Origin of the sequence: Neisseria sp. RH3002v2g (assembly GCF_014596425.2) — a bacterium.
In the GTDB taxonomy this organism is placed as follows: Bacteria; Pseudomonadota; Gammaproteobacteria; order Burkholderiales; family Neisseriaceae; genus Neisseria.
Genome location: NZ_CP110721.1, coordinates 1,635,223 through 1,659,636 on the forward strand (window position 1 = coordinate 1,635,223; position 24,414 = coordinate 1,659,636).

Sequence of the window (24,414 nt, forward strand, 5' to 3'; positions counted from 1 at the left end):
ATACGGCGCTTCCATCCAAATCGGCTGAAACCTTCGCGAACATACTGAATATGAATAAAGTTCAAGGCAGGTTGGTTTACTATATAATACTGTCCAAACCAACCATAACTTACTCATTGCAGGGAAGATAATGAAAAAAGTGCTGATTGTGCATTACTCGCAAACGGGGCAGCTCTCGAGCCTGGCGCGAAATTTTGCCGCGCCGTTGCAAACAGCCGGCATACAGGTCGATTGCGTCAATATCGTACCGAAGCAGGCGTTTCCGTTTCCGTGGCCGTTTTGGCGTTTTTTCGATACCTTTCCTGAAACCGTCCATTTAAAACCCGCCCCGATTCTGCCGCCGCAAATCCCATCCGAAGATTACGATGTAGTGGTCATTGCCTACACCGTTTGGTTCCTCTCTCCTTCGCAACCAATTACCGCCTTTTTGCAACGCGAAGAAACGCGCCGGCTGCTGGACGGCAAACCGGTCATCACGCTTATCGGCTGTCGCAATATGTGGCTGGGCGCGCAGGAAAAAATGAAATCTTTGCTGAAACAAAACGGCGCCAAACTCATCGGCAACATCGTAAAAATCGATGACTGCAACAGCGCGGCAAGTTTCATTACCACGCCCGCATGGATGCTGACCGGCGACAAGCGCTATTTCCGCTCCCTGCCCTCTGCCGGCATTGCTGAAGAAGAATTGGCGGATGCGGCGCGGTTTGGTACGAAATTACGCAATGCACTGTTAAACCAACAGCCTTTGGACGAAACCCTGTTTCAAAACATGGGCGCAGTGACAGTTAATGAAAAACTGATTTTCAGCGAACGTACCGCCGGCCGCAGCTTCTTCGTCTGGGGCAAGCTTTTGATGGCGGCAGGCCGTATTTCTCCGCTTTTGCGCCGTGCGCTGCTGTGCTTCTACATCGTCTTTTTATTGGCGATGATTTTGGTGGTTTTACCCATCAGTGTAATTTTGAAAAAACTGCTGCATCCGCTGCTCAAAGGCCGTCTGAAAAAGCTGGCGGACTATTATGAACAACCGTCAGGCAGATAATCCATTTCAGACGGCCTCAAACTAGGAATCCATCATGCCCAAAGTTATCCACTACCCCGAACGCCGTCGCTTTCAAATCGACATTGACGGTTTGGAAGCAGGCTATATCAGCTATACCGAACATAACGGCGGCTGGGACGTAAACCATACCGTGGTCTCGCCCAACTTCCGTCATCGCGGCATTGCCAAACTGCTGGTGAGCGCGCTGATGGAATATGCCGAAACACACAACATCCCGTTAACTGCAAGCTGCGACTACGCGGCGCGGTTTATCGGTTGATTATTTTGACAAACACATCATGACATCGAATAACACACTCAAAGACGTTTATCTCAACCGCGTTTCTGCCTTCTTGCCCAATGCTCCCGTCGGCAATGACGAAATGGAAGCCGTCCTCGGCATGGCAGGCGATGTGCCGTCACGCGTGCGCCGTATGATCTTGCGTTCCAACGGCATTTTGTCACGCCATTACGCCATCGATCCCGAAAGCCGCCGCACGACGCACACCAATGCCGAATTGGCCGCCGAAGCGGTCAACGGCCTGTTTGCCCAAGGCGTTCCTGCAGAAGCCATCGGCAGTCTGGCCTGCGCCACTTCCTACCCTGACCAAACCATGCCCGGACACGGTGTGATGGTGCATGGTTTGCTGGATATGCCGCCTTGCGAAGTGTTCAGCATGGCAGGCGTATGCGCGGCAGGTATGGCGGCGATGAAACACGCTTACAACGCTGTGCGCACCGGCGAACACGCACATGCGGTTTCCGTTGCTTCCGAAAACGCCTCGGCGGTCATGCGCGGCGAAGTGTTTCAAAATGAAACCGACCATAAAAAACTGGAAAACGCGTCCCCCGAAATCGGGTTTGAAAAAGACTTTTTGCGCTGGATGCTGTCTGACGGCGCAGGCGCGGTGTATCTGTCCGACCGCCCCAATTCAGACTGCCTCAGCCTGAAAATCCATTGGATAGACCTGCTTTCCTACGCCAACGAAATGCCGCCCTGCATGTATGCCGGTGCAGAATTCCGCGACGGCGTATTTGAAGGCTGGAAACACGCCGATGCCGATTACGGCCGCCGCCACAGCCTGATGGCGGTCAAGCAGGACGTCAAACTGTTGAACGAAAACATCGTCCGCTATACGGTGGAAAAACCCCTCTCCCAAATCGTCGCCAAACACGGCATCCGTGCCGAAGAAATCGATTGGTTCCTGCCCCACTACTCTTCCGGCTTTTTCCGCGACCGCCTTTCAGACGGCCTGAAAAACATCGGCTTCGACATTCCGCAGGAAAAATGGTTTACCAATCTGCACAGCAAAGGCAACACGGGTTCGGCCTCGATTTACATCATCCTTGAAGAATTTATGCGCACTTTCCCCATCGAACACGGCCAAAAAATCCTGTGTTACGTTCCGGAAAGCGGCCGTTTTTCAACATGTTTCATGCTTTTGGAAGCAGTAAAGGCCGTCTGAATGAAAATTGACGACATCCCTCAAGACAACAGCGCCAGCTACCACGGCCACCGCAAAGTCATCTACGGCACCCGCGACGGCCACTACGAAGCGGCCACCAGCAACGGTTGGCAGGACGAAGCCTACGCCACCGAAATGGCGGTATGCGAACTCGATGCCCAAACGCAGGCCGCGCGCGAAGCCGTCGAAAAAGGCGAATATTCGCCGCTGTACTACCATATGTTTCGCTGCCGTTATGATGAAACCGGCTTGGCCATGGCGGCAGGCGTATGGAAATGGCAGCTGCGCCGGCATTTCCGTCCTGAAGTGTTCGCCAAACTACCGGCCAAAACCCTGCAAAAATACGCCGATGCCTGCCAAATCAGCATAGACGGCCTCAAACAAACCGATATTTAAAGCCCCTCATGATTACCCTGCATTCGCTCGACCAATCCCGTGCCCTGCGCATTGTTTGGCTGCTTGAAATCCTCGGTACGCCCTACCGCCTGCAAACCTACCGCCGTCATCCCGACACTTTACTCGCCCCTGACGAACTCAAAGCCATCCATCCCTTGGGCAAATCGCCTTTATTGGATGATGACGGCTTTATCTTGGCGGAAAGCGGCGCGATTACCGACTATCTGATTCAAACCTACGGCAACGGCCGTCTGATGCCCGAACGCGACAGCCGCGAATACTGGCAATATCAACGCTGGCTGCATTATGCCGAAGGTTCGCTGATGCCGTTATTGCTGCTCGGGCTGGTGTTCCGCCGGATTGAAAGCGCGCCCATGCCGTTTTTCGTCAAACCGATTGCCCGCAAAATCAGCGGCAGCGTCAAAAACAGCTTTATCCATCCGCAAGCCGCGCTGCATCTTGCCCACATCAACAGCGAGTTGGAAAACCGCGAATGGTTGGTCGGCAACAGCCTCAGCGGTGCCGACATCATGATGAGCTATCCGCTGCAAGCCGCGGCCGACCGCTTCGATTTTGCCGATTACCCCAATATCCGCGCCTATTTGCAGCGCATCGAAGCGCATGAAGCCTACCGCCGCGCCGTTGAAAAAGCAGGTTCGCCTTTATTGAAACTCGACAAATAAAACAAGGCCGTCTGAAACGTTTTCAGACGGCCTGAAACCTTGGTTCACTTATCGAATAGCTTTGCGATAAACGGCGTTTTTACCCAAGCGCCGCCCGAGTGCTTTGTTCCCCCTCGCCGTTCCACTATAATGGCAACCCATATCCTTCTAAAAAAATACACCATGCCAACCAACAACCGCCCGACTCTTGCCATCGACACCAGCACATCCTTTTTGTCCATCGCATTGGAACATCAAGGCGAAATCCGCCTGTTTCATGAAAACGTCGGCACTAAGCAATCCGAACAAATCCTGCCGCAAATCGAACGCCTCTTTAAAGAAGCGGGCATCACTGCCGCCGATTTGGGCTGCATCGTTTATGCACAAGGCCCCGGCGCATTTACCGGCCTGCGTATCGGCGCGGCGGTTGCACAAGGTTTGGCCACGCCGTTTGACACGCCCATGATCGGCATTCCCTGCCTCGATGCCGCCGCTTCGCTGCTGCCGCCATCAAGCTGCGTACTGGCGGCCACCGATGCGCGTATGGGCGAAGTGTTCTACGCATGGTTTGATACGCAAAACCACGTCCGCTTGAGCGATTACACGGTTGGCAAAGCCGCCTCTATTACCGCGCCCGAAGGCAAAACGCCTAGCGGCGGCATCGGCAATGCCTTTGCCCTCGCCGACAAACCGCCTTTTGACGGTCAAGCCGATATGCCGACCGCTGCCGACTATCTTAAACTTGCCCGCAGCGGCCGCTATGTTGCCACCGATGCGGCACACGCCGAGCTGCTCTACGTCCGCAACAAAATTGCCCTGACCGCGCAAGAGCAAGCCCAACAAAAGGCCAAACCGTGAACCTGCGCCCAGCCGTACTTGCCGACTGCCCCACCCTTGCTGCCATCGACGCACAAGGCAATCCTTCGTCGTGGACGGCGCAGCAGTTTGAATCGACGGTTCAACACCATCCCAACAGCGTTTGGCTCAGCCAGACCGACCACCAAATTACCGGCTTTATCGTGTGGCAAACCGTGTTTGACGAATCCGAGTTGCACCTGATTGCCGTCGCGCCCGAATACCGCCGCCAAGGCATTGCGTCCGCCCTGCTGCAACACTGGCAAAACACAGTTCAACAGCAAGGCGCAACCCGATTGCTGCTCGAAGTCCGTGCAAACAATGAAACCGCGCAACAGCTCTACCGCAAACACGGCTTCCAAACCTGCGGCCGCCGCAAAAACTACTACGCCCTGCCCGACGGTGGCAGCGAAGATGCCGTGTTGATGGAGAAATCATGTTAAGCAGTCGCTACCTGCACCTGCACGAAGCCTTGGGCTTGGGCCCGATGTGGCTGAACCGAAACGCTAAAATCATCCATGCCGCGCCTCAAGCCACAGCCGCGCCCGTCCGCCCCAAAACCATTGCCACCGATACCGCGCAAGCCGTGCGCACTTTATCCGCAAGTGCCCATCAGGCACGCACCGCCGCCATTGCCACTGCGCAAACGGCCAAACCGGCTGTCCGCGTTCCCGAAGCGGCACCCAAAGCCATGGCCGAAACAGCGGCAAAAACAGAAAAAGCCGCGCATTCAGACAATCTGCCCCATCTTGACGTAACCATCAGGCCGTCTGAAATCATGGTGGTCAGCATTTGTCCGTCCACCGAAGACAGCCTGCATGGCACGCTCTTTAGCGGCGACGTCGGCACGCTTCTCGACAACATCCTCGCCGCCATCGGCCTCAAGCCTGAGCAGGCGCACAAAACCGCATGGGTCAAAACCGCGCCCGTGTTCACCGCCCTCCCCGATGCCGAACACATCCGCTCCGAGCTTGCCGAAATGCAAAACGAGCTGACCGCTTCGCAAGCACGCGCAGTCTTGTTTCTCGGCAAAATCTTCGACAGCCCCGACATGATCGGACTGATGAACGAATTGTGCGCAGAGCGGCCGCATTTCGTCATTCCCCACCCCGCCCGCCTGCTGATGCAGCCGCAACTTAAAGCGCAAGCATGGCAAATCTTAAAGCCATTGAAACAACTTTTGGCCAAGGCCGTCTGAACATTCTGTTCAACCTGAAATCAGGTTTTCCACCAATAAAAAAGGGCGTGTTCGACACGCCCTAATGTTTTTCAATATTCCGCCGAATGCCAGAAAGGCTGACCCACCGTCGGCGTACTGGCGCGCGCTTTCTCACGCGCTTCCACAGGTTCCGCCTCATATGCCAGACGGCCCGACTCGACCGCAAGCGCAAAAGCGCGTGCCATATTGACCGGATCGCCGCTGCGGGAAACGGCGGTATTCAACAACACACCGTCAAAACCCCATTCCATCACTTGCGCCGCCTGTGAAGGCAAACCCAAACCGGCATCAATAATCAACGGCGTGTCGGGCAGGCGTTCGCGCAGGACTTTCAGCGCATAAGCATGAACCGCGCCCAAACCCGTACCAATCGGCGCCGCCCACGGCATCAACGCCTGACAACCCGCGTCGAGCAGGCGGCGGCAGGCAATCAGGTCTTCAGTGCAATAAGGCAGCACTTTGAAACCGTCTTTAATCAGAATTTCCGCCGCTTCGACGAGTTGGAACACATCGGGCTGCAACGTGTCATCATCGCCGATAAGTTCGAGCTTAATCCAATCGGTATCAAACACTTCGCGTGCCATTTGCGCAGTGGTCACGGCTTCCTGCACACTTTGACAGCCTGCGGTATTGGGCAACACAGGCACACCCATTTCTTCCAACAACGACCAAAAACCCTGCCCGTGCGCTTCGCCGCCGCTACCGGCACGGCGCAATGAAACGGTAATCATCGCTGGTTGCGCGATTTGGACAGACTGCTTGAGGATTTCCGGCGTCGGATAAGCAGCCGTACCGAGCAGCAGCCGTGAAGGGAAAGTTTCTCCGTATAGGGTAAACATGATGAATTCCTTTGTAATATTATTTTTGGGGCAATAGCCTTCTGAAAAATCGGTTTAGATAGTTTCCAAATAGTTTTCAAGTCCTTCGGCGACCTTAGTCGGAATAAACTCGGTAATCGTGTATTTCGCTACGCCTTCTCGGTGAAACGGGTCTTCTGCAATTAACTTTTCCACCTGTTCCCTGCCTGATGCTTTCATCAGGATAACGCCGCCTGTCCGCGGCTGTTTGCGGCCAGACATAACAAATATACCTGCTTGATAATACCGTTCAAGATACGCGATATGCTCGGCCAGGTAGGTTTCAACCGCAGCCAAGTCTTTAATATATTCCAACGATACGATAAACATTTCTTTTCCTTTTCTCAGCATTAAACCAATAGCGCAGATATACGCGCAGTAAAACCGCTTATCCGCCGACTACCGGGCGCACAATGTCCACTTTGTCGTTTTCGTTCAACAGCGTTTCCGCATACGCGCCTTTGGCGACAAACTGGGTATTGACGGCAACGGCAAACGGTTTCTGCGGCGAGGTTTGGGCGATAAGGTCGGCAACGGTTGTGCCGTTTAATGTGATGGTTTCATTGTTCAATATAATCTTCATGATGTTTGCTCCTCTTGTCAGACTTCTTATTTTCAGACGGCCTTATTCATCCCACAAAGCCTGAAACGCTTTAACCACCGCTTCGGGATTTTCCGCTTCGGTCACGGCGCGGACGACGGCAAGTGAGGAAACGCCGGTGGCAAGCACATCTTCGGCGTTGTTCAAATCGATGCCGCCGATGGCGACGACGGGCGTGCCGCGTGCCTGTCTGACGTATTCGCGCAGTTTGTCCAAACCTTGCGGGGCGGTCGGCATTTGCTTGGTCGTGGTCGGGAAAATCGCACCGCTGGCGACGTAGCTAGGTTGTACGGACAAGGCGCGATCGAGTTCGGCAACAGAGTGCGTACTCAAGCCCAAGCGCAAACCGGCAGCTTCAATCGCGGCTAGGTCGGCAGTGTCCATGTCTTCCTGCCCGAGATGCACGCCGTATGCACCTGCGGCAATCGCTTCGCGCCAGTGGTCGTTGATGAAAAGCTGGGTTGCACTGTTTTGACAGGCTACGACGCAACGTTCGATTTCGCGTTTCAACTCGTCGCCATGCAGGATTTTACAGCGCAGTTGCACCGTGTCGGCACCTGCTTTGACCATGCGCTCGACCCAGTCAGCAGTGGGAACAACGGCGTAAAATTTCAGGGGAGATTTGAGTGGCGGGAAGGTCATAACGGCTCCGAAAGGAATAATTCGTTGTTATATTATCAGAAAAGGCCGTCTGAATAATATTTGTTTTCAGACGGCCTGATTGAAAAAATGAATATTGCCCTATTCGGCTTTGGCTTTATAAAAATATGAACATACTGATGGGTTATCAAAATGAGTGCCATATTGGCGCCCCACATTCGGAGACCCAACCCATGAAAAAAATTTCTCTTGTTAGCCGCCCTTCCCTTACTGTTTACCACTTATTCAAATGCCGCCACGCCTAAAGCGGAAGCTTCAAAACCAGCTTCGGCACACAAACAAACCAAGCAGCGTTTTTCCGGCAAAATCACCGGCTATCAAACCGCCGAGCATTTGTTCTCCGTACGCAAGGGCGACCGCCTGCGCATCAGTAAAACCGGCAGCCCTAACGCCTATTTCAACGTATGGGCACCCAAAGACGATGAAGCCGTATTTAACGGTTCGGCACAAGGCGATAAATTTGACGGTATCGCTACCCAATCGGGCAAATATAAAGTGCAGGTCTATATGATGCGCGCCCAAGCCCGCCGTAACACTACTGCCCATTACGCCGTAAACGTCATCAAAAACTAAGGGGCTGACGTAGATTAGCCCTAAATTCCACACCAATCTCGCAGGATTTTAAGCTGTTGAGACGGTGTGCCGAAGTTAAATCGAAATTCGCATTCTTTCAAGAACAGCGGGAAAGATTTGCGATCGATTCCGTTGTATTTTCGCAAGAAACGTTTTGCCTGATTCCAAAAATTCTCAATGCCGTTAATGTGGTTCTGACGGTCGACAAATTCCTTGGAATGGTTGATGCGGTAATGGATAAAACCGCTCACGTCCAACTTATCATAGCTGCTCAGGCTATCCGTGTAAACAATGCTGTCCGGCATGATTTTCTTTTTGATGACAGGGAATAACGTTTCAGACTTGGCATTATCCACCACAACGGTATAGACCCGTCCGTTGCGTTTCAGAATGCCGAAGACAACCACTTTTCCTGCCGCACCTCGACCACGTCTGCCTTTACGCTGTCCGCCGAAATAGCTTTCGTCCAGCTCGACAGAGCCCTCGAAAACCTCATCGGCAGCCAAGGCCAAATGATGGATGATGACATACATATTTTGCGGTAGAATAGAGTTATTTATCCTGCGACTAGGTAGAAGGCGCGGAAAGTCCGGCAGAACTGGTCAGCCTGATTGAAAGCGGCGACTACGAAGCCCTGCTTGCCGAAGATTCGGACGAACATGGCCAAGGCCACGAACATCATTGCGGCTGCGGCTGTTCCCTCGGCTGAGTCAGCCTGCCCATATTATCTACCGCCTCGATTTTCATATTAAAAGGAGACTTACCAGCATGATAAGCAAAGCAAAATTCAATACCGTTGTCGGCAGCATAGGAGCGGCAATAGGTATTTTCGTATTTGTCGCCTATATCCCCCAAATTATCGCCAATATGCAAGGGGCAAAGGCGCAGCCGTGGCAACCCCTGTTTGCAGCAGTATCCTGTCTGATTTGGGTTTTGTACGGTTGGAGCAAAGAACCCCGGAAAGACTGGATTCTGATTATACCCAACGCAGTCGGCGTGATATTGGGATTTCTGACTTTTCTGACTTCGCTTTAAACAAGGGGCTAATCTACGTCAGCCCCAAAACTAAACGCCCTCATGATGTAAAGCTTTAAAAAACAGCAAAGGCCGTCTGAAAATTGAAATTTCAGACGGCCTTTTAAACGGTTTGAAAAGGACGTATCGAACACGTCTTTTTTTTCCTATTACAACAGGAACATGGTTGCTAATCCCAAGAAAATCAGGAAGCCGCCGGAGTCGGTAACTGCGGTAATCAGCACTGAGCTACCCAATGCCGGGTCGCGCCCGGCTTTGTCCATCATAACGGGAATGAGGACGCCGACGGTCGCAGCCAGCAAAAGGTTCAAGGTCATCGCGGCCACCATGACCAGACCGATGCCGATGTTGCCGTAGAGCAGCCATGAAATCACGCCCATCACGGTGCCCCAAATAATGCCGTTGACGAGGGCGACGCCGACTTCTTTTTTCAGCAGGCGGCCTGCCTGCGTGCTGGTCATTTGTCCCATTGCCATGGCGCGGACGATCATGGTGATGGTTTGGTTGCCGGAGTTGCCGCCGATGCCGGCGACGATGGGCATCAGCGCGGCCAGTGCGACGATTTTCTCGATACTGCCTTCAAATGCGCCAATTACGCGGCTGGCGATAAAGGCGGTACACAGGTTGATGGCGAGCCACATCCAGCGGTTTTTCACCGAGTCCCAAATTGGGGCGAACAAGTCCTCTTCTTCTTGTAAACCGGCCATGTTAAACATGTCGGCTTCGGATTCTTCACGGATCACGTCCACCATTTCGTCAATGGTGATCCTGCCGATCAGCTTTTTGTTTTCATCGACAACCGGCGCGGTGACCAAGTCATAACGTTCAAACGCCTGCGCCGCTTCTTCCACGTCGTCTTCGGGACGGAAGCGCACGACATCGGTGGCCATCACGTCCGCCACCATGTCTTCGGGGTCGGCGACCAAGAGTTTGCGGATGGGCAGAACGCCTTGCAACACGTCGTTTTCATCGACCACGAAAATTTTGTCGGTATGGTCGGGCAGGCTGTCGAAACGGCGCAAGTAGCGCAATACGACCTCACACGCCACATCGGCTCGGATGCTGACCAATTCAAAGTCCATAATCGCGCCGACTTGGTTGTCTTCGTAAGACATCGCCGCTTTGACCTGCTCGCGTTCTTCTTCATCACGCGTTTGCAGCGCTTCGTACACCACTTGGTGCGGCAGGTCGTCTGCCAGCTCTGCCAATTCGTCTGCGTCCAAATCATCGACGGCGGCCAACAGCTCGTCTTTGTCCATGGACTCGATCAGCGTTTCGCGTACGGCGTCGGATACTTCCAGCAACACTTCGCCGTCATCTTCCGGGGCGACCAAAAGCCAGACGATGTTACGCTCGCGCGGCGGCAGGGATTCCAAGACGGCGGCCACGTCGGCGGGGTGCAGCTCGGCCAAGAGGACGGTCAGCTCGGTGAACTTATCGCGCAGGCTTTCGTCTTCAATCGGCACGCCTGCTTCGATTTGTTCGAAGGACGGCTCGAGGATTTCGCATAAGGCGTGGATGCGGTCGATATCGTCAGAGATGCGATCGTCAGAAATGCGGTCTTCCACCGCTTCATTGTCGGGGGTATGGTCGAGATTCGGAGGGGTTTGTTCGATGCTCATAAATGCTCCGCCCGCCGGACGCGGGGAAGCATTTCGGCGGGATGATTATGGTTGTTGTGTGTCTGATGGGAAGTTCAAAGGCGAACTGGGAAGGTCCATAATTCGAGCCTGCTGAGAGGCGCAGAGTTGTAAACGGTGTATATTCTACTCTTTTTTAGGCCGTTTTACCATTTTTAACGGGAAAGGCCGTCTGAAACCGGGTGATAGCAACACCCTTTTTTTCAGACGGCCTGATGATTTGATTTTATTTGTTTCGCCTGCCGAACGCTTCCCTGACCACGTCCAACCAAGCCCTTAAGGCCGGTGTCGGGCGTTGGTGTTTTTTCCATGCCATGGTGAGCTGCCAGCGGATTTCGGGTTCGACCAAAGGAATGGCGGCAAAGACATCGGGATTGATTTTTCGGGCATAGTATTCGGGCAGCAGGGCAATGCCCATATTGTGCGCCACCATGTCGGCAACCAAATTCCATTGTCCGGTACGGCAGACAACATTAGGCGTAAAACCTTGATTGCGGCAGGCCGTCTGAATGGTTTCGTTGAGGGAAAAGCCGGCGCCGAACAGGATGAAGGGCTCGTGTTGCAGGCTTTTGAGCGTCAGCGCATCGTGTCTCGCCCGATTTTTCGGCATCAAGACCACCAGCGGATAGTCGCACAACGTGATGCTGTCGAAGTCTTCGTGAACCGGCGCGAGCAGCTGCCCGGCATCGAGTTCGTTGTTGCGCAAGGATTGCTCGATGGCGAGCGAGCCTTGTTCCAAAAACGACAATTCGATGTCCGGCCATTTTTGGTGGAAATCAAACAGCGCATGACTGAGCAAATCGCTGCCAAACAATGCCAAGCCCAAACGCAGCGTCCCGCTTTTGACATGGCGGTAATCATCAATGCGGGCCAGCAGCAAATCGCGTTCGTGTAGAAGGTTTAACGCGTGGCGATAGACTTCTTCGCCGATTGCGGTCGGCTGCACCTGCCGCTTTTTGCGTCCGTTTTCTTTGCACAAAAGCGGCACGCCCAATTCTTCTTCCAAAGCCTGAATGATTTTGCTGACCGTCGGCTGCGTCAAATTCAACGCGGAAGCCGTGGCCGAAAAACTTTGCAGGCGGATGAGTTCGGTAAAACAATACAGGCTTTTGAAGTCCATTATTCCTCTAAGGCATGATTATTCGTTTAATAATTCATATTATGCAGAAACCAGGTTTCTATAATCAAGCCTTTCATTCAACACACACCCATATCATGGATTCCCTCACCAGATTTTTTCAGACGGCCTTGCAGCTTACCATCATCGGCGCAGTATGGAGCGTTTCCGACCTTATCGTCCGCTTCACGCATCTGCCTATTTCTTCAGGCGTATTGGGCTTGTTCCTCATGCTCGCCCTTTTGGGGCTCGGCATCATCCGCCCGGGCATGGTTGACCGCGGCGCAAAATGGGCATTGGGCGAACTCGTCTTTTTCTTCATCCCCATCATGGTTTCCGTCTTGCAATATCAAGACCTGCTGATGTCCGAAGGCTGGCAGCTGATTTTGACCATCGCCGTCGGCACCGCGCTCGTGATGATCAGCACCGCCCTGACCCTCGATTTCTGCTACCGCTGGAAACGCCGCCTCTACAAAAAACTCCACTCCTAAAAATAGAGAATAAAAATGGACTACACCGCCCTCGCCTGCTTCATCTGGACTTGCTTTGCCTATGTCGTTGCCAAAAAAATCCACCGCAAAAAACCCTTAATGATTTTCTCCCCCGTTGTTACCGTCTCCGTCAGCACCATCCTTCTGCTGCTGGCATTCGGCGTCAATTACGACACCTACCACAAATATACCCAAGGCATCGTCTTCCTGCTCACTCCGGTTACCGTTGCCTTTGCCGTCCCCATTTATGAAAACCGCGAAGTCATCCGCCGCCAACTGCCCATCCTCTCCATCGCCATTATGGTGGGCATGTTTGTCGGCGTAGTCAGCGCATTCCTCATGAGCCATATGTTCCATTTCAACAACGAAGTGACCAACAGCCTGATGGCGCGTTCCATCTCCACGCCGTTTGCCGTCGTCCTCGCCAGCGAAATCCACGGCTCCGCCTCGCTCGTTTCCCTGTTCACCATCATCACCGGCTTTGTCGGCATGATATTCGGCGACCTGTTTTTGGCCTTTACCCGCATCCGTTTCCGTACCGCCAACGGCGTGGCATTCGGCAATGCCGCCCACGGCTTCGGTACATCGCGCGCCGGACAACGTCACGAAACCGAAGGCGTGATGGCCAGCCTGACCATGATTTTGGCCGGACTGTTTATGGTATTGTTTGGCCCGACCATGGTGCATTTGGTAATCTGGATGATGAGTTAGGCCCCGTCCTGATGACCATACACAAAAAGGCCGTCTGAAACACATATCGGTTTCAGACGGCCTTTTATATTATGGAACGATTACAGTTTGAAAATAGAAGCCTCTGCTAAATCATGAATGGTATCCAACGCAGATGAACCTGTACCATTGCTTGAATAGGTCGCATTGTCTGAGGAAAGACCGGCAGAAGAATCAAGAGGATCAGCCTCACCAAACGCACGGCTCAAAAGTTCATCGCCATCGAAAGCTTTGGATTCCAATATCGGCTTCGCGGCCGGCTGCGCAGGCTCGAAACCTTCCCACTCACGCGGATCAAGGCGGATGATACGCCCATTATCGTCATGGCCATTATCAGACTCTATTCCTTTTGAAAAGAAGCCGTTCCATTCACGCGGATCAAGATGGAAAACATGCTCATTATGACCATGATCGGACTCTACTCCTTTTGAAAAAAAGCCGTTCCACTCGCGCGGGTCAAGACGGAAGACATGCTCATTATGGCCATTATCCGACCCTATGCCTTTTGAAAAAAAGCCATTCCACTCGCGCGGATCGAGACCGAAAACAAAATCTTTAGAATCAATTTCTGTACCTGGTTGATATACTTTAGCCACGGAACTCTCCTTAAAAATAAACAGTTGCTGTACCCAATGCCCCATCAAGTCGATGAGAGCCTTTATTCTAAAACAAAGAAAACAGCAGGCAGGGGCCAAAGGGAACAACGGTTCATTAAAACGACAATCGGACTAAAATCTTTTAAAAACAAATAGATAAAATTTACACATCATAATCAATAATACATAATCAAATTTCCAGACTACCCCGCCAACCAGGGGAATCCTTCTTTCCCACTTTCCCCGTCATGTCGCAAAAAGGCCGTCTGAAATTTAAGTTTCAGACGGCCTTTTCATTTGCTCAAGCCTTATTCTTTAGGCAGGCGCAGGACGGAGACGATGAATCCGCCCCAAATGACAATCAGTGCGACAAGCATCATAATAATGGCTGAAGTACTCATTATTCGTCTCCTTCACGTTCGTGTTCATGTTCGTCTTTGACGTTGAAGCCCTGACCGTGTTTCCACGGCAAGAACGACAGCAAGACCGACAATACGAGGATGGCGCCCACCATACCCCAACCGAAGATATTGAGGAAGCTGTCAGGATAGCCGCTGTAATTCTCTTTTAAGAGGCCGGCAGTATCCTGATAAAGCATATAGCCGAGCATAGCAACGGTAACCACCACGCTGGCGGTCCACACTTTGCCGACACGGATGGAAGACAGCGCGTTCAAGTGATTGCGCAGTTCGGGCAGCTTGCGCAACAAAACAATCGCCAAAACGTAAACAAAACCGGCAGCCACAATGCCGTAAGTATTGATGAATTTGTCCAATACGTCCAACACAGGCAGGCCGGTGGTCGTACCGAACAGCAAGGTGGAAATAATCGCCATAGGAACGCCTGCAATCATCGTTGCGCTGACACGGCCGATGTTCATTTTGTCTTGAATCGCGGCCACAATCACTTCAACGATGGAAATCATGGAAGTGACACCCGCAAACACCAGCGAGCCGAAGAACAACACGCCGATCAACGCGCCCATAGGGGCTTGGTTGATGATGGTCGGGAATGCGATAAACGCCAAACCAATACCGCTGGATGCCACTTCGCTGACTTCTTTGCCTGCGGCTTGAGCCATGAAGCCCAATGCGGCAAATACGCCGATACCGGCAAGCAACTCAAAGCTGCTGTTGGCAAAGCCGACAACCAAGCCTGTGCCGCCCAAGTCTGTTTTTTTCTTCAGGTAAGAAGAATAAGTAATCATGATGCCGAAGCAGATGGAGAGCGAGAAGAAGATCTGGCCATATGCGGCTACCCAGACTTTCGGATCCGCCAAACGGCTCCAGTCAGGCGTAAACAAAGCGTCCAAACCTTTTGCCGCACCCGGCAGGGTCAGGGCGATGCCCACCATGATGACAAACATCACCACCAACAAAGGCATGAAGAATGTGGATGCACCGGCTACGCCTTTTTGCACGCCCAAAGCCATAATTGCCAGCGTAAACACCCACACGGCAATCAGCGGACCGGCCACTTTGCCGACAAAGTCCAAGCCCAAGTCTTTGGCATCGGCCATTTGCAGGAAGTCTTTGAAGAAGAATGCCTGCGGATCCGCACCCCATGCCGAAGTAAACGAATAATAGGCATAGCTTGCCGCCCAACCGACAATCACGGCGTAGTAGATACAGATGATGACGTTGGTCAGGAAGTTCCACCAACCCACCGGCTCAAACCAACGGCCGAGGCGGCGGAAGGCCAAAGGAGGCGAACCGCGGTAACGGTGGCCGATGGCATAGTCGAGCAGCAACAGCGGAATACCCGCCGTCAACAGCGCAACCAAATAAGGGAGGACGAAAGCACCGCCGCCGTTGTCGAAGGCGATGTAAGGGAAACGCCAAATGTTGCCTAAGCCCACGGCCGAGCCGATGGCGGCAAACATAAAGGCACGGCGACTGCTAAACGTCGCGCGTTCGCTGGATTGAGAATTTGACACAATGAACCTCTTAAAAATCGAGTGTCGTCAAGGCCTCCCGGCCTTGCGCGTATATATTTAGAAATCAGGCCGGACAAAGCGGCCGGTTAAAATAGATATTCGGACAAGGATAATATCCGGTATTTAAAGAATGCACCGCTTATGGCCATGCAAACATAATCTGACCTTATCGTAAAAAAATTTAACACTGTTGGCAAGTCAGTATTGCATTAAAATCGCAAGGAAAATCTTCATGCACTACGACTAAAATCTTCATACACTTCTTTATATACAAGCCAAACGCAACACCCAAGCCCCGCTTTTTCCTCCCCTTCCCACTGACAACCGCCCTCGCCGCAAACCGCCTTTCCCTTATCCCGTAAGGAAAAGCGGCAACCCAACGCATTCAAATCCCCCGTCATCAAAATGTTTCAGACGGCCTGTTTCCCCTCCGTCCCATCCGGGCCGTCTGAAAATTTCACTGTTGCATGTTGTAATCAAGAAACCGTTCTCAAATTCTGTTTAATATAAACAAAAACAATCCGCCTTTTTCTGCGCCCTTCATCACCATTATTTAAAATAAGCATAAAATATCAAAAATAAAATGAATAAAAAATAAAATAACAAAAAATCCAAAATAAAATTAATTTAAAACCCGTATTTCTACTCTAATCATCTACAATCAAAAATAATCGAATCAAAAAATTTCAATAAAACATTAATTACACAACACTACATTTTTGCTATAATTGCCGCCATTCAATCCATAACCCAAACCCAAAAGAAGAGGAAAAGCCATGGGTATCAAAGTTGCCATCAACGGTTACGGCCGCATCGGCCGCCAAGTAGTGCGCGCTATTTTCGACTACAAACTGCAAGACCAACTCGACATCGTTGCCATCAACGCCAGCGGCAGCATCGAGACCAACGCCCACCTGACCAAATTTGACACTGTTCACGGCCGCTTTGACGCCGATGTTTCCCATGATGAAAAACACCTCATCATCAACGGTAAAAAAATCCCTTACTTCTCCACCCGCAATCCTGCCGAATTGCCATGGGGCGAATTGGGCGTTGACCTGGTAATGGAATGTACCGGCGCGTTCACCAGCAAAGAGAAAGCCAAAATCCACTTGGAAAGTGGCGCGAAAAAAGTGCTGATTTCCGCTCCCGGCGGCGATGACGTTGACGCAACCATCGTTTACGGCGTAAACGACGACGTGATTACCGGCGACATGACCGTTATCTCCAACGCGTCTTGTACCACCAACTGCCTGGCACCCGTAGCCAAAGTGTTGAACGAAAACATCGGCATCGTAAACGGCGTGATGACTACCATCCACGCGCTGACCAACGACCAAACCGTCACCGACGTACGCCACAAAGACCTGCGCCGTGCGCGTAGCGGCGTGGAAAACATGATTCCGACCAAAACCGGCGCAGCAAAAGCCGTCGGCTTGGTATTGCCTGCCCTGAAAGGCAAACTCGACGGCCTCGCCATCCGCGTACCGACCGTCAACGTTTCCCTGGTTGACTTGAGCTTCCAAGCAAGCCGTGAGACTTCTGTCGAAGAAATCAACGCGCTGATGAAAGCCGCTTCCGAAGAAGGCCGTCTGAAAGGCGTTTTGGGTTACAACACCCTGCCGCTGGTTTCCATGGACTTCAACCACACCACCCAAGCCAGCACATTCGACTCTACGCTGACCAAAGTAACCGAAGGCAAAATGGTTAAAGTGTTCGCATGGTACGACAACGAGTGGGGCTTCAGCTGCCAAATGCTGAACACCGCGCGCCGTATGTTCGGTTTGGAAGTACGTCCGTTCTAATCGGCTTCCAACGCAAAGGCCGTCTGAAATATCTTTTCAGACGGCCTTTTGTATTTCCTTTAAAATATCGCATTCCCATTTATTTTCAGACGGCCTCTTCATGTTTCCCAACGAATCCGCCCCCAACCTCCTGCAAGGCTTAAACCCCGAACAACTCTCCGCCGTAACCTGGCCGCCGCAATCCGCCCTCGTTTTGGCGGGCGCGGGCAGCGGCAAAACGCGCGTGCTGACCACGCGCATCGCATGGCTTTTGCAAAGCGGGCAAGCCAGCGTACACAGCATTATGGCGGTAACGTTTACCAACAAAGCCGCCAAAGAGATGCAAACCCGACTCGGCGCAATGATTCCCGTCAACGTCCGCGCCATGTGGCTCGGTACGTTCCACGGTCTCTGCCACCGCTTTCTACGGCTGCACCACCGCGATGCCGGGCTGCCCTCTTCCTTCCAAATCCTCGACAGCGGCGACCAGCTTTCCCTGATCAAACGCCTGCTCAAAAGCCTCAACATCGCCGAAGAAATCATCGCACCGCGTTCATTGCAAGGCTTTATCAACGCGCAAAAAGAATCCGGTTTGCGCGCTTCCGTGTTGAGCGCGCCCGATCCGCACACACGCCGCATGATTGAGTGCTACGCCGAATACGACAAAATCTGCCAACGCGAAGGCGTGGTCGATTTTGCCGAACTCATGCTCCGCAGCTACGAAATGCTGCAAAACAACGAAATCCTACGCCAACACTATCAAAACCGCTTCAACCATATTCTGGTCGACGAGTTCCAAGACACCAACAAGCTGCAATACGCCTGGCTGAAACTGATTGCCGGCAACAACGCCGCCGTTTTCGCCGTCGGCGACGACGACCAAAGCATTTACCGATTCCGCGGCGCAAACGTCGGCAACATGACCGCGCTGATGGAAGAGTTCCACATCGACGCGCCCGTCAAACTCGAACAAAACTACCGCTCCGTCGGCAACATCCTCGCCGCCGCCAACGCTGTCATCGAAAACAACGACGAACGCCTCGGCAAAAACCTGCGCACCGATGCCGAAGCAGGCGACAAAATCCGCTACTACTCCGCCTTTACCGACCTCGAAGAAGCCCAATTCATCGTGGACGAAACCAAAGCCCTCGAACGCGAAGGCTGGGATTTGGACGAAATCGCCGTCCTCTACCGCAGCAACGCCCAATCGCGCGTTATCGAACAAAGCCTGTTCCGCAGCGGCATTCCCTACAAAATCTACGGCGGCCTGCGCTTTTACGAACGCCAAGAAATCAAACACGCCCTCGCCTACCTGCGCCTCGCCGTCAATCCCGACGATGACAACGCCCTCTTGCGCGTCATCAACTTCCCACCGCGCGGCATCGGCGCACGCACCATTGAAAACCTTCAGACGGCCTCAAACGAACAAGGCATCACCCTCTGGCAGGCAGCCTGCAATGCCGGCGCGAAAGCCGCCAAAATTGCCGCCTTCGTCCGCCTGATTGAAGCCCTGCGCAACCAAGTCGGACAAATGCCCCTGCCTGAAATCATCGTCGGCATCCTCAAAGACAGCGGCCTGACCGAACACTACCGCATCCAAAAAGGCGACAACCAAGACCGCCTCGACAACCTCGACGAACTCGTCAACGCCGCCATCGAGTTCAAACCCGAAGACAGCAACTTTGAAACCCTGCCTGAAAACATTTCAGACGACCCCGCCTTCCCCATCCTCGCCTTCCTCAGCAACGCCGCCCTCGAATCCGGCGAAAACCAAGCAGGCGCAGGCGAAAAAGCCGTCCAACTCATGACCGTCCACGCCTCCAAAGGCTTGGAATTTAACGCCGTCTTCCTCACCGGCATGGAAGAAGGCCGCTTCCCCAGCGAAATGAGCCTTGCCGAACGCGGCGGCCTCGAAGAAGAACGCCGCCTCATGTACGTCGCCATCACCCGCGCCCGCAAACGCCTCTACATCACCATGGCACAGCAACGCATGCTGCACGGACAAACCCAATTCGGCATCGTCTCCCGCTTCGTCGAAGAAATCCCACCCGAAGTATTGCACTACCTGTCCGTCAAAAAACCCGCCTTCGACAGCTACGGCAGCCCGCGCCAAACCGCCGCGCCCAAAGACAAAATCATCGACGACTACAAACAGCCGCAAACCTACGCAGGCTTCCGCATCGGACAAAACATCCGCCACGCCAAATTCGGCACCGGCGTCATCATCGATGCCGTGGACAAAGGCGAATCCGCCCGACTGACCATCAACTTCGGCAAACAAGGCGTAAAAGAGCTGGACACCAAGTTTGCGAAATTGGAAGAGATGTAGAAGGGAGATGGCAGAGGCCGTCTGAAAACGGGAGGAGCAATTTTGCCGAAACCTCCGCCGTCATTCCCTCGCAGGCGGGAATCCAGAAGTAGAAATGTAGGTTGGATACTCGTATCCAACAAAAACATTGACGCGTCTATCGTTTCCGAAAAAAACGCTGTTGGAAAATGTCGGATTCGAGAATCCGACCTACGGCTGCTGCTTTTGGGGCGATGAAAAAGCAGCCTGCACTTTAAATTTCACTCGTTTCCCTGCTCATAAGATTTCAAACAATTGTGCCAACAGCACATCCTGCAGCACCACCCGCGTTTCGGCCTGCCGAAGCAGCCGTGCGAGTAGTGCATCGATTTCTACGCCCGAAACAGTTTGACGCAGGCTGGATAAAGCCTTCATGCGGTTTTTTTGTTCGAATGCATCTTCCATACCAGGTTTGACACAAAAATACCAAAACGGCTCGGTCCTCATGTGGTAGAGCGGCATGCCGAAATTTTCTTGGTGGTATGCGTTTGCCACCCACCGCTGCCATTGCTGTCTGAATATTGCCTGCCATTCTTCCAAAAGCGTATCCGAAAAATCAATTTTTTCTGTGTGCAGGCTGCCTGATTCATACAGCAGGCATAAACTGTATAGAAGGATGAATTTATGCGGGGCACGGTTGTTTGCTTGTGTAAAACTTGTATGCAGGCTGCGGAATTGTTCCGCATATTTTAATAATGCTGCCAAATCTTTCATACCGCTTCCTTCTGCAAACTTTGCAATACCTCCTCCGGTTGCCAATTCAATGCGCGGCAATAATCAATAAACTCAAAGATATCCAGCCGCCTGTCACCTGTTTCCACTTTTCCTACGAACGAATGCACCACATTCATCCGTTCCGCCAATGCACGCTGCGACAACCCCAAATCCAATCTTCTGCGGATAAGGAGTTGTCGCAAATAGGTGTGTTCGGCAGAGTGTACCGACAAACGAATATTTCTCATGCGCTCCGATTTTAGGTACAATCACGCATGCACCTGTTTTAGGTGCAAATAAGAAATATGTATAAAAATGACCGTAATACCCATACACCCTGCCAACCCGTTCGACGCTATACGCCAAAACATCACTGAAGAATATTTGAGCGAAACACAGAACTACCCTTGGATTGTTACCTTTTCAGGCGGCAAGGACAGCACCCTTGTCGCCCATTTGGTGTTTGACATGCTGCTTTCGCTGCCGCCGATGCTGCGGACGCGGCAGGTGTTCTTCATTTCCAACGACACGCTGGTGGAAAGCCCGCTGGTAGTGAAACACATGCGCCAATCTTTGGCAGAAATTCTGCGTGCCGCTGAAATTTTCAGGCTGCCCGTCAGCGGCGAAATCACCGTGCCGAAATTGCAGGACACCTTTTGGACGCTACTCATCGGCAAAGGCTACCCCACGCCCAACCGCTCAATGCGCTGGTGCACCGACCGCCTGAAAATCCAGCCTACTAGCGGCTACATCCTGCAAAAAGTAAACGAAAACGGCAAAGCCATCATCGTACTGGGCGTGCGCAAAGACGAATCTGCCACCCGCAAAGCAAGTATCGAAAGCCACCAAAACTTGGAAAACAGCAATCTGACCCCGCACAGTGATTTGAAAAACGCGTTGGTGTACCGACCGATTGTCGATTTGAGTACCGACGACGTGTGGGAATTCCTTGCTGCCAACGACCCGCCCTGGGGAGGCGCACACAGCGATTTAATCAAGCTCTACCGCGAAGCCGCCGGCGGCGAATGTCCGATTGTGCTGTCGCAGGAAGAAGCCCCCGGTTGCGGCACCAATTCCAGCCGCTTCGGCTGCTGGACGTGCACGGTGGTCAATAAGGACAGAAGCCTGCAGGGCTTTGTGGACGCGGGGAAAACCGAATTCACACCGTTAATCGAATACCGCGACTGGCTGGTGGACATCCGCAACAAACCCGAATACCGCCAGGCCGAACGGCGCAACGGAAAACTCACGTTCAAAGGCGGCAAACACATCCCCGGCCCGTTCACCATCGCGGCGCGGCAGGAAATGCTGGCGAAGCTGCTAAAAGTGCAGGCTGCTTTCGGCGAAGAACTGATTTCGCAGGACGAAATCGACCTAATCAAGCGAATTTGGACGGAAGATCTGATTAACACTTACTCAAGGAATAAAAATGAAGACGGAAACACGGGAACAGGTGGCTGATTTGCTGCTGTGGAGTGATGAAAATGCCAGAAACCTGATGGAGAAAATCGCTGCCGAACATGGTGTATCGCCCGATGCGCTGGCCGATTTGGCGGCATGGGAGCGCGAGCAACAGGAACGGATCCGCAAACGCGGCATGACCGAAGTATTCGATGAAGTTTTTGAAAACAGGAAATATTGGGGCTGAATATGTGGATACATTCAATCAGGCTGCTTAATTTCAAATCCTACCAAGAAGCGGCCTTCTCCTTTCCCGAACCGAAAAACGGGCAGAACATTGTTTTAATCGGCGCGATGAACGGGCACGGCAAAACCACTTTGTTGGAAGCGGTTTACCTGTGCCTGTATGACGCGGATGCGGTCAGCCATTTGCAGCGGGCCGGCTTGAACAGCAAAGATGTCAATTACCCGAATTTCCTGCAGGCTGCCCTGCATCACAAAGCAGCGCCGCAATACGGCCGATACCGCATCGAGCTGGAAATTGAAATCCGCCAACGGCGGCAAGGTAAGATTTGCGGCCTGAAAATCCGCCGGAAATGGCATTTCAATGAGAAAAGGCAATTTGAACGCGAAAGCACCGAAACGCGGGCAGACGTGCTGGTTGACGACCGCTACCTGCCTGTCGATTTAGCCGAATTGGACAAATATCTCAACACTTACGCCCTGCCGTTCGATTATGCGCCGTTTTTCTTTTTCGACGGCGAAAAAATCGTGCAGGCTGCAGAACGCAGCGGCACGGGTATGTGGCTCAATACCGCCCTGAAAGGCCTGTTGGGCGTAACCCTGCTGACGCGGCTTGCAGACAGCCTTGGCGATTACCGCAAACGCTGCATTTCCGAGAACGCGGGCAAAAAGATGCAGGAAGATTTGGACAAAGCCGAAAGCGCATTGACTTCTGCCCAAGTGCAATATGATGTATTCCGTGAAGAATGGGAAAAAGTACAACAGGAATGGGCGCATTGGGATGCGGAAAGAAGCAGGCTGCAACAGCAGATCGGCGGCGGCAGCGACATCCGCACTTCGCAGGATTTGCTGATGCAGCGGGAACGGCTGGAGAAGGAAATGGACGATTTCAATGCGAAGGTCAAGGCGGCGGTTAAAGCCATGCCGCTGGCCTTCCTGCCTTCAGACGGCCTGAACGCGCTAAAAATCAAACTCGAACGAGAAGCCAACCGCCTGCACCATGAAGCCGGCAGGGAGCAGATTGCGGGACGGGTAAACGATTTTTGGAGCGCGTTTGTCGGCAGCGGCAAAGTCAAAGAAGTATTGGGGCGTTCGGCTTGCGCCATTTTGGAAGACCCGCTGATGAAGGAAGCTGTAGCCGAATGCTGGAACGAATTATTTTACCCGTTGCCTGAAAATTGCGCCGAAACTATCGAGCACAACTATCTCTCGAAAAACGCCCATGCTGAAATCCAAAACGAAATCAGCCGCATACAGGGTATGCCACAAGGAAGGATAGGCAGCCTGCTGGCCGATATCGAACAGCGGCGGAGCGAACAAAAACAAGTCTTGGAAGAATTGGAGCTGCTCAAAGGCAGCAACAAAGACGAACTGGTGGAACAGCTCAAACAGGCGAACAAGCAGGCCGATATACTGAAAGAACGTTCGGGCAGCCTGAAAAGCAACGTGTTGGAAAAAGAAAAAGAATGCCGGCGCAAAAAGGATGAAGTCAGCAAACTGCAAGACAAAATCAGCGACAGCAACCCGCTGATGGTGAAGTCGCGCCGTGCGGGACAGGTAGAAAAAGTTATTGCCGCATTGACCGATGCTCTAATGCGGCAAAAGGCGGGTGAAATCGGTGAAACCGCCACCCGCATCAACCGCACCATTGCACACGATGACCGCATCCACAAAATCAGCATCGAAGCCGACGGAAGGATGGGGCTTTACGGCCGTGACGGCAGGGAAGCGCAGGTCGATTTGTCGGCCGGACAAATGCAAATTCTGATTATGTCGCTGGTGTCGGCATTGGCGGAAGTTACCCACTATCCTGCCCCCTTTGTCATCGATACCCCTTTGGCACGTTTGGATGAGGGCCACCGAGAAGGTTTGTTCAAGCATTGGAGTGGGCTGGAACAGCAGGTGATTTTGTTGTCGCAGGACACCGAAATCACCCCCGAAGTGTACCGCCGTCTCGACCCGCATATCGGCCGCACCTATCTGGTGGAAGCCGAATCACTGGACAGCGCGGGCGCATGTTCACGTGTAACTGCCGATGTTTATTTCGAATAAT

Annotated in this window: 28 protein-coding genes and 1 pseudogene; 17 read left to right on the forward strand and 12 right to left on the reverse strand. The window is 52.7% G+C overall.

Translation table 11 applies throughout. From position 1 onward, the window contains the following. The first annotated feature begins 130 nt into the window (after positions 1-130). The 8 genes from BBP27_RS07700 to BBP27_RS07735 all read left to right on the forward strand — a co-directional run bounded on the left by BBP27_RS07700 (position 131) and on the right by BBP27_RS07735 (position 5,616). On the forward strand, positions 131-1,039 hold the full coding sequence (locus tag BBP27_RS07700) for a dialkylrecorsinol condensing enzyme (protein ID WP_188212107.1): 909 nt from the start codon (positions 131-133) through the stop codon (positions 1,037-1,039). Positions 1,040-1,073: 34 nt separating this feature from the next. Next, positions 1,074-1,319 (forward strand): GNAT family N-acetyltransferase, encoded by a 246-nt coding sequence (locus BBP27_RS07705; RefSeq protein ID WP_188212108.1) that lies wholly within the window; start codon positions 1,074-1,076, stop codon positions 1,317-1,319. Between the two features lie 19 nt (positions 1,320-1,338). Continuing rightward, on the forward strand, positions 1,339-2,505 hold the full coding sequence (locus BBP27_RS07710; protein ID WP_188212109.1) for a beta-ketoacyl-ACP synthase III: 1,167 nt from the start codon (positions 1,339-1,341) through the stop codon (positions 2,503-2,505). Continuing rightward, on the forward strand, positions 2,506-2,901 hold the full coding sequence (locus BBP27_RS07715; RefSeq protein ID WP_049332227.1) for a DarG family dialkylresorcinol biosynthesis protein: 396 nt from the start codon (positions 2,506-2,508) through the stop codon (positions 2,899-2,901). It abuts the gene before it with no gap. Between the two features lie 8 nt (positions 2,902-2,909). Beyond that, on the forward strand, positions 2,910-3,584 hold the full coding sequence (locus tag BBP27_RS07720) for a glutathione S-transferase family protein (protein ID WP_188212110.1): 675 nt from the start codon (positions 2,910-2,912) through the stop codon (positions 3,582-3,584). 162 nt (positions 3,585-3,746) lie between these two features. Next, positions 3,747-4,421 (forward strand): tRNA (adenosine(37)-N6)-threonylcarbamoyltransferase complex dimerization subunit type 1 TsaB, encoded by a 675-nt coding sequence (tsaB, locus tag BBP27_RS07725; protein WP_223168954.1) that lies wholly within the window; start codon positions 3,747-3,749, stop codon positions 4,419-4,421. Next, entirely contained in the window at positions 4,418-4,861 is a 444-nt protein-coding gene (gene rimI / locus BBP27_RS07730; RefSeq protein ID WP_188212112.1) for a ribosomal protein S18-alanine N-acetyltransferase, read from the forward strand. The genes tsaB and rimI overlap by 4 nt, the downstream gene beginning before the upstream one ends. Then, positions 4,855-5,616, forward strand: coding sequence for a uracil-DNA glycosylase family protein (locus BBP27_RS07735; RefSeq protein ID WP_188212113.1), 762 nt, complete (start codon positions 4,855-4,857; stop codon positions 5,614-5,616). The genes rimI and BBP27_RS07735 overlap by 7 nt, the downstream gene beginning before the upstream one ends. 71 nt (positions 5,617-5,687) lie before the next feature. On the opposite strand, the gene BBP27_RS07740 is transcribed toward BBP27_RS07735, so the two are convergent. From BBP27_RS07740 to thiE, 4 genes are read right to left on the reverse strand one after another with little or no spacing between them, the layout of a single operon-like run. Next, positions 5,688-6,476, reverse strand: a complete 789-nt coding sequence (locus BBP27_RS07740; RefSeq protein WP_049332237.1) for a thiazole synthase — start codon at positions 6,474-6,476, stop codon at positions 5,688-5,690. Positions 6,477-6,530: 54 nt separating this feature from the next. After that, positions 6,531-6,824: a YciI family protein gene (locus BBP27_RS07745; protein ID WP_003748157.1), complete on the reverse strand. Its 294-nt coding sequence runs from the start codon at positions 6,822-6,824 to the stop codon at positions 6,531-6,533. A gap of 58 nt (positions 6,825-6,882) precedes the next feature. Continuing rightward, positions 6,883-7,077, reverse strand: a complete 195-nt coding sequence (gene thiS, locus BBP27_RS07750; RefSeq protein ID WP_188212114.1) for a sulfur carrier protein ThiS — start codon at positions 7,075-7,077, stop codon at positions 6,883-6,885. 42 nt (positions 7,078-7,119) lie between these two features. After that, positions 7,120-7,737: a thiamine phosphate synthase gene (gene thiE / locus BBP27_RS07755; protein WP_049329750.1), complete on the reverse strand. Its 618-nt coding sequence runs from the start codon at positions 7,735-7,737 to the stop codon at positions 7,120-7,122. Positions 7,738-7,944: 207 nt separating this feature from the next. Here thiE and BBP27_RS07760 point away from each other — a divergent pair, with 207 nt between their 5' ends. Next, positions 7,945-8,328: a hypothetical protein gene (locus BBP27_RS07760; protein ID WP_004518967.1), complete on the forward strand. Its 384-nt coding sequence runs from the start codon at positions 7,945-7,947 to the stop codon at positions 8,326-8,328. Between the two features lie 20 nt (positions 8,329-8,348). Here BBP27_RS07760 and BBP27_RS07765 read toward each other — a convergent pair. Next, positions 8,349-8,878, reverse strand: a pseudogene (locus BBP27_RS07765) (IS1595 family transposase); the annotation flags it as partial. Positions 8,879-9,096: 218 nt separating this feature from the next. Between BBP27_RS07765 and BBP27_RS07770 the strand changes: the two are divergent. Next, the gene (locus BBP27_RS07770) at positions 9,097-9,363 is read left to right on the forward strand and encodes a SemiSWEET family transporter (protein ID WP_004518970.1); all 267 of its coding nucleotides are present in this window, start codon (positions 9,097-9,099) and stop codon (positions 9,361-9,363) included. 149 nt (positions 9,364-9,512) lie between these two features. On the opposite strand, the gene mgtE is transcribed toward BBP27_RS07770, so the two are convergent. Both mgtE and BBP27_RS07780 read right to left on the reverse strand, forming a co-directional pair. Next, positions 9,513-10,985: a magnesium transporter gene (mgtE, locus tag BBP27_RS07775; RefSeq protein WP_004518972.1), complete on the reverse strand. Its 1,473-nt coding sequence runs from the start codon at positions 10,983-10,985 to the stop codon at positions 9,513-9,515. Between the two features lie 244 nt (positions 10,986-11,229). Then, positions 11,230-12,123 (reverse strand): LysR family transcriptional regulator, encoded by an 894-nt coding sequence (locus BBP27_RS07780; RefSeq protein WP_049322215.1) that lies wholly within the window; start codon positions 12,121-12,123, stop codon positions 11,230-11,232. A gap of 14 nt (positions 12,124-12,137) precedes the next feature. Between BBP27_RS07780 and BBP27_RS07785 the strand changes: the two genes are divergently transcribed. Then, positions 12,138-12,611, forward strand: coding sequence for a CidA/LrgA family protein (locus BBP27_RS07785; RefSeq protein WP_188212115.1), 474 nt, complete (start codon positions 12,138-12,140; stop codon positions 12,609-12,611). A 15-nt stretch (positions 12,612-12,626) separates the two neighbouring features. Then, positions 12,627-13,322, forward strand: coding sequence for an LrgB family protein (locus BBP27_RS07790; RefSeq protein WP_039861867.1), 696 nt, complete (start codon positions 12,627-12,629; stop codon positions 13,320-13,322). A gap of 80 nt (positions 13,323-13,402) precedes the next feature. On the opposite strand, the gene BBP27_RS07795 is transcribed toward BBP27_RS07790, so the two are convergent. The 3 genes from BBP27_RS07795 to BBP27_RS07805 form a co-directional block, all read right to left on the reverse strand. After that, positions 13,403-13,936 carry a hypothetical protein gene (locus BBP27_RS07795; protein ID WP_188212116.1) on the reverse strand — a complete coding sequence of 178 codons (534 nt, stop codon included), beginning with the start codon at positions 13,934-13,936 and terminating at the stop codon, positions 13,403-13,405. Between the two features lie 308 nt (positions 13,937-14,244). After that, positions 14,245-14,337: a methionine/alanine import family NSS transporter small subunit gene (locus BBP27_RS07800; RefSeq protein ID WP_036472778.1), complete on the reverse strand. Its 93-nt coding sequence runs from the start codon at positions 14,335-14,337 to the stop codon at positions 14,245-14,247. Further along, a complete protein-coding gene (locus tag BBP27_RS07805) occupies positions 14,337-15,818 on the reverse strand; it encodes a sodium-dependent transporter (protein WP_223168960.1) in 1,482 nt (493 codons plus the stop codon). Before BBP27_RS07805 ends, BBP27_RS07800 begins: the two co-directional genes overlap by 1 nt. A gap of 830 nt (positions 15,819-16,648) precedes the next feature. Between BBP27_RS07805 and gap the strand changes: the two genes are divergently transcribed. Both gap and uvrD read left to right on the forward strand, forming a co-directional pair. After that, entirely contained in the window at positions 16,649-17,677 is a 1,029-nt protein-coding gene (gene gap / locus BBP27_RS07810) for a type I glyceraldehyde-3-phosphate dehydrogenase (protein WP_003748138.1), read from the forward strand. A 100-nt stretch (positions 17,678-17,777) separates the two neighbouring features. Beyond that, positions 17,778-19,985, forward strand: a complete 2,208-nt coding sequence (gene uvrD / locus BBP27_RS07815) for a DNA helicase II (RefSeq protein ID WP_188211808.1) — start codon at positions 17,778-17,780, stop codon at positions 19,983-19,985. A 255-nt stretch (positions 19,986-20,240) separates the two neighbouring features. Here the strand turns inward: uvrD and BBP27_RS07820 are convergent, their stop codons facing one another. Both BBP27_RS07820 and BBP27_RS07825 read right to left on the reverse strand, forming a co-directional pair. Beyond that, positions 20,241-20,717, reverse strand: coding sequence for a hypothetical protein (locus BBP27_RS07820; RefSeq protein ID WP_063068390.1), 477 nt, complete (start codon positions 20,715-20,717; stop codon positions 20,241-20,243). Beyond that, entirely contained in the window at positions 20,714-20,965 is a 252-nt protein-coding gene (locus BBP27_RS07825; protein ID WP_004518984.1) for a helix-turn-helix domain-containing protein, read from the reverse strand. The genes BBP27_RS07820 and BBP27_RS07825 overlap by 4 nt, the downstream gene beginning before the upstream one ends. Positions 20,966-21,032: 67 nt before the next feature. On the opposite strand from BBP27_RS07825, the gene dndC reads away from it, so the two are divergent. From dndC to dndD, 3 genes are read left to right on the forward strand one after another with little or no spacing between them, the layout of a single operon-like run. Further along, entirely contained in the window at positions 21,033-22,178 is a 1,146-nt protein-coding gene (dndC, locus tag BBP27_RS07830) for a DNA phosphorothioation system sulfurtransferase DndC (protein WP_188211809.1), read from the forward strand. Then, positions 22,147-22,365, forward strand: a complete 219-nt coding sequence (locus BBP27_RS07835; protein WP_009425188.1) for a DNA modification system-associated small protein — start codon at positions 22,147-22,149, stop codon at positions 22,363-22,365. Before dndC ends, BBP27_RS07835 begins: the two co-directional genes overlap by 32 nt. Positions 22,366-22,367: 2 nt before the next feature. Further along, complete coding sequence (gene dndD / locus BBP27_RS07840; RefSeq protein WP_049258440.1) at positions 22,368-24,413, forward strand: DNA sulfur modification protein DndD; 2,046 nt, start codon at positions 22,368-22,370, stop codon at positions 24,411-24,413. The last annotated feature ends 1 nt before the right edge of the window (position 24,414 follow it).

What these genes read in the sequence shown, in the direction of transcription:
- dndD (WP_049258440.1), top strand. Translation starts at nt 22,368, where the DNA reads ATGTGGATACATTCAATCAGGCTGCTTAATTTCAAATCCTACCAAGAA.
- gap (WP_003748138.1), top strand. Translation starts at nt 16,649, where the DNA reads ATGGGTATCAAAGTTGCCATCAACGGTTACGGCCGCATCGGCCGCCAA.
- BBP27_RS07735 (WP_188212113.1), top strand. Translation starts at nt 4,855, where the DNA reads ATGTTAAGCAGTCGCTACCTGCACCTGCACGAAGCCTTGGGCTTGGGC.
- BBP27_RS07720 (WP_188212110.1), top strand. Translation starts at nt 2,910, where the DNA reads ATGATTACCCTGCATTCGCTCGACCAATCCCGTGCCCTGCGCATTGTT.
- uvrD (WP_188211808.1), top strand. Translation starts at nt 17,778, where the DNA reads ATGTTTCCCAACGAATCCGCCCCCAACCTCCTGCAAGGCTTAAACCCC.
- BBP27_RS07780 (WP_049322215.1), bottom strand. Translation starts at nt 12,123, where the DNA reads ATGGACTTCAAAAGCCTGTATTGTTTTACCGAACTCATCCGCCTGCAA.
- BBP27_RS07705 (WP_188212108.1), top strand. Translation starts at nt 1,074, where the DNA reads ATGCCCAAAGTTATCCACTACCCCGAACGCCGTCGCTTTCAAATCGAC.
- BBP27_RS07715 (WP_049332227.1), top strand. Translation starts at nt 2,506, where the DNA reads ATGAAAATTGACGACATCCCTCAAGACAACAGCGCCAGCTACCACGGC.
- thiS (WP_188212114.1), bottom strand. Translation starts at nt 7,077, where the DNA reads ATGAAGATTATATTGAACAATGAAACCATCACATTAAACGGCACAACC.
- tsaB (WP_223168954.1), top strand. Translation starts at nt 3,747, where the DNA reads ATGCCAACCAACAACCGCCCGACTCTTGCCATCGACACCAGCACATCC.
- mgtE (WP_004518972.1), bottom strand. Translation starts at nt 10,985, where the DNA reads ATGAGCATCGAACAAACCCCTCCGAATCTCGACCATACCCCCGACAAT.
- BBP27_RS07825 (WP_004518984.1), bottom strand. Translation starts at nt 20,965, where the DNA reads ATGAGAAATATTCGTTTGTCGGTACACTCTGCCGAACACACCTATTTG.
- BBP27_RS07770 (WP_004518970.1), top strand. Translation starts at nt 9,097, where the DNA reads ATGATAAGCAAAGCAAAATTCAATACCGTTGTCGGCAGCATAGGAGCG.
- BBP27_RS07745 (WP_003748157.1), bottom strand. Translation starts at nt 6,824, where the DNA reads ATGTTTATCGTATCGTTGGAATATATTAAAGACTTGGCTGCGGTTGAA.
- BBP27_RS07790 (WP_039861867.1), top strand. Translation starts at nt 12,627, where the DNA reads ATGGACTACACCGCCCTCGCCTGCTTCATCTGGACTTGCTTTGCCTAT.
- BBP27_RS07835 (WP_009425188.1), top strand. Translation starts at nt 22,147, where the DNA reads ATGAAGACGGAAACACGGGAACAGGTGGCTGATTTGCTGCTGTGGAGT.
- BBP27_RS07740 (WP_049332237.1), bottom strand. Translation starts at nt 6,476, where the DNA reads ATGTTTACCCTATACGGAGAAACTTTCCCTTCACGGCTGCTGCTCGGT.
- BBP27_RS07805 (WP_223168960.1), bottom strand. Translation starts at nt 15,818, where the DNA reads ATGTTTGCCGCCATCGGCTCGGCCGTGGGCTTAGGCAACATTTGGCGT.
- thiE (WP_049329750.1), bottom strand. Translation starts at nt 7,737, where the DNA reads ATGACCTTCCCGCCACTCAAATCTCCCCTGAAATTTTACGCCGTTGTT.
- BBP27_RS07700 (WP_188212107.1), top strand. Translation starts at nt 131, where the DNA reads ATGAAAAAAGTGCTGATTGTGCATTACTCGCAAACGGGGCAGCTCTCG.
- BBP27_RS07710 (WP_188212109.1), top strand. Translation starts at nt 1,339, where the DNA reads ATGACATCGAATAACACACTCAAAGACGTTTATCTCAACCGCGTTTCT.
- BBP27_RS07785 (WP_188212115.1), top strand. Translation starts at nt 12,138, where the DNA reads ATGATTATTCGTTTAATAATTCATATTATGCAGAAACCAGGTTTCTAT.
- BBP27_RS07800 (WP_036472778.1), bottom strand. Translation starts at nt 14,337, where the DNA reads ATGAGTACTTCAGCCATTATTATGATGCTTGTCGCACTGATTGTCATT.
- dndC (WP_188211809.1), top strand. Translation starts at nt 21,033, where the DNA reads ATGACCGTAATACCCATACACCCTGCCAACCCGTTCGACGCTATACGC.
- BBP27_RS07820 (WP_063068390.1), bottom strand. Translation starts at nt 20,717, where the DNA reads ATGAAAGATTTGGCAGCATTATTAAAATATGCGGAACAATTCCGCAGC.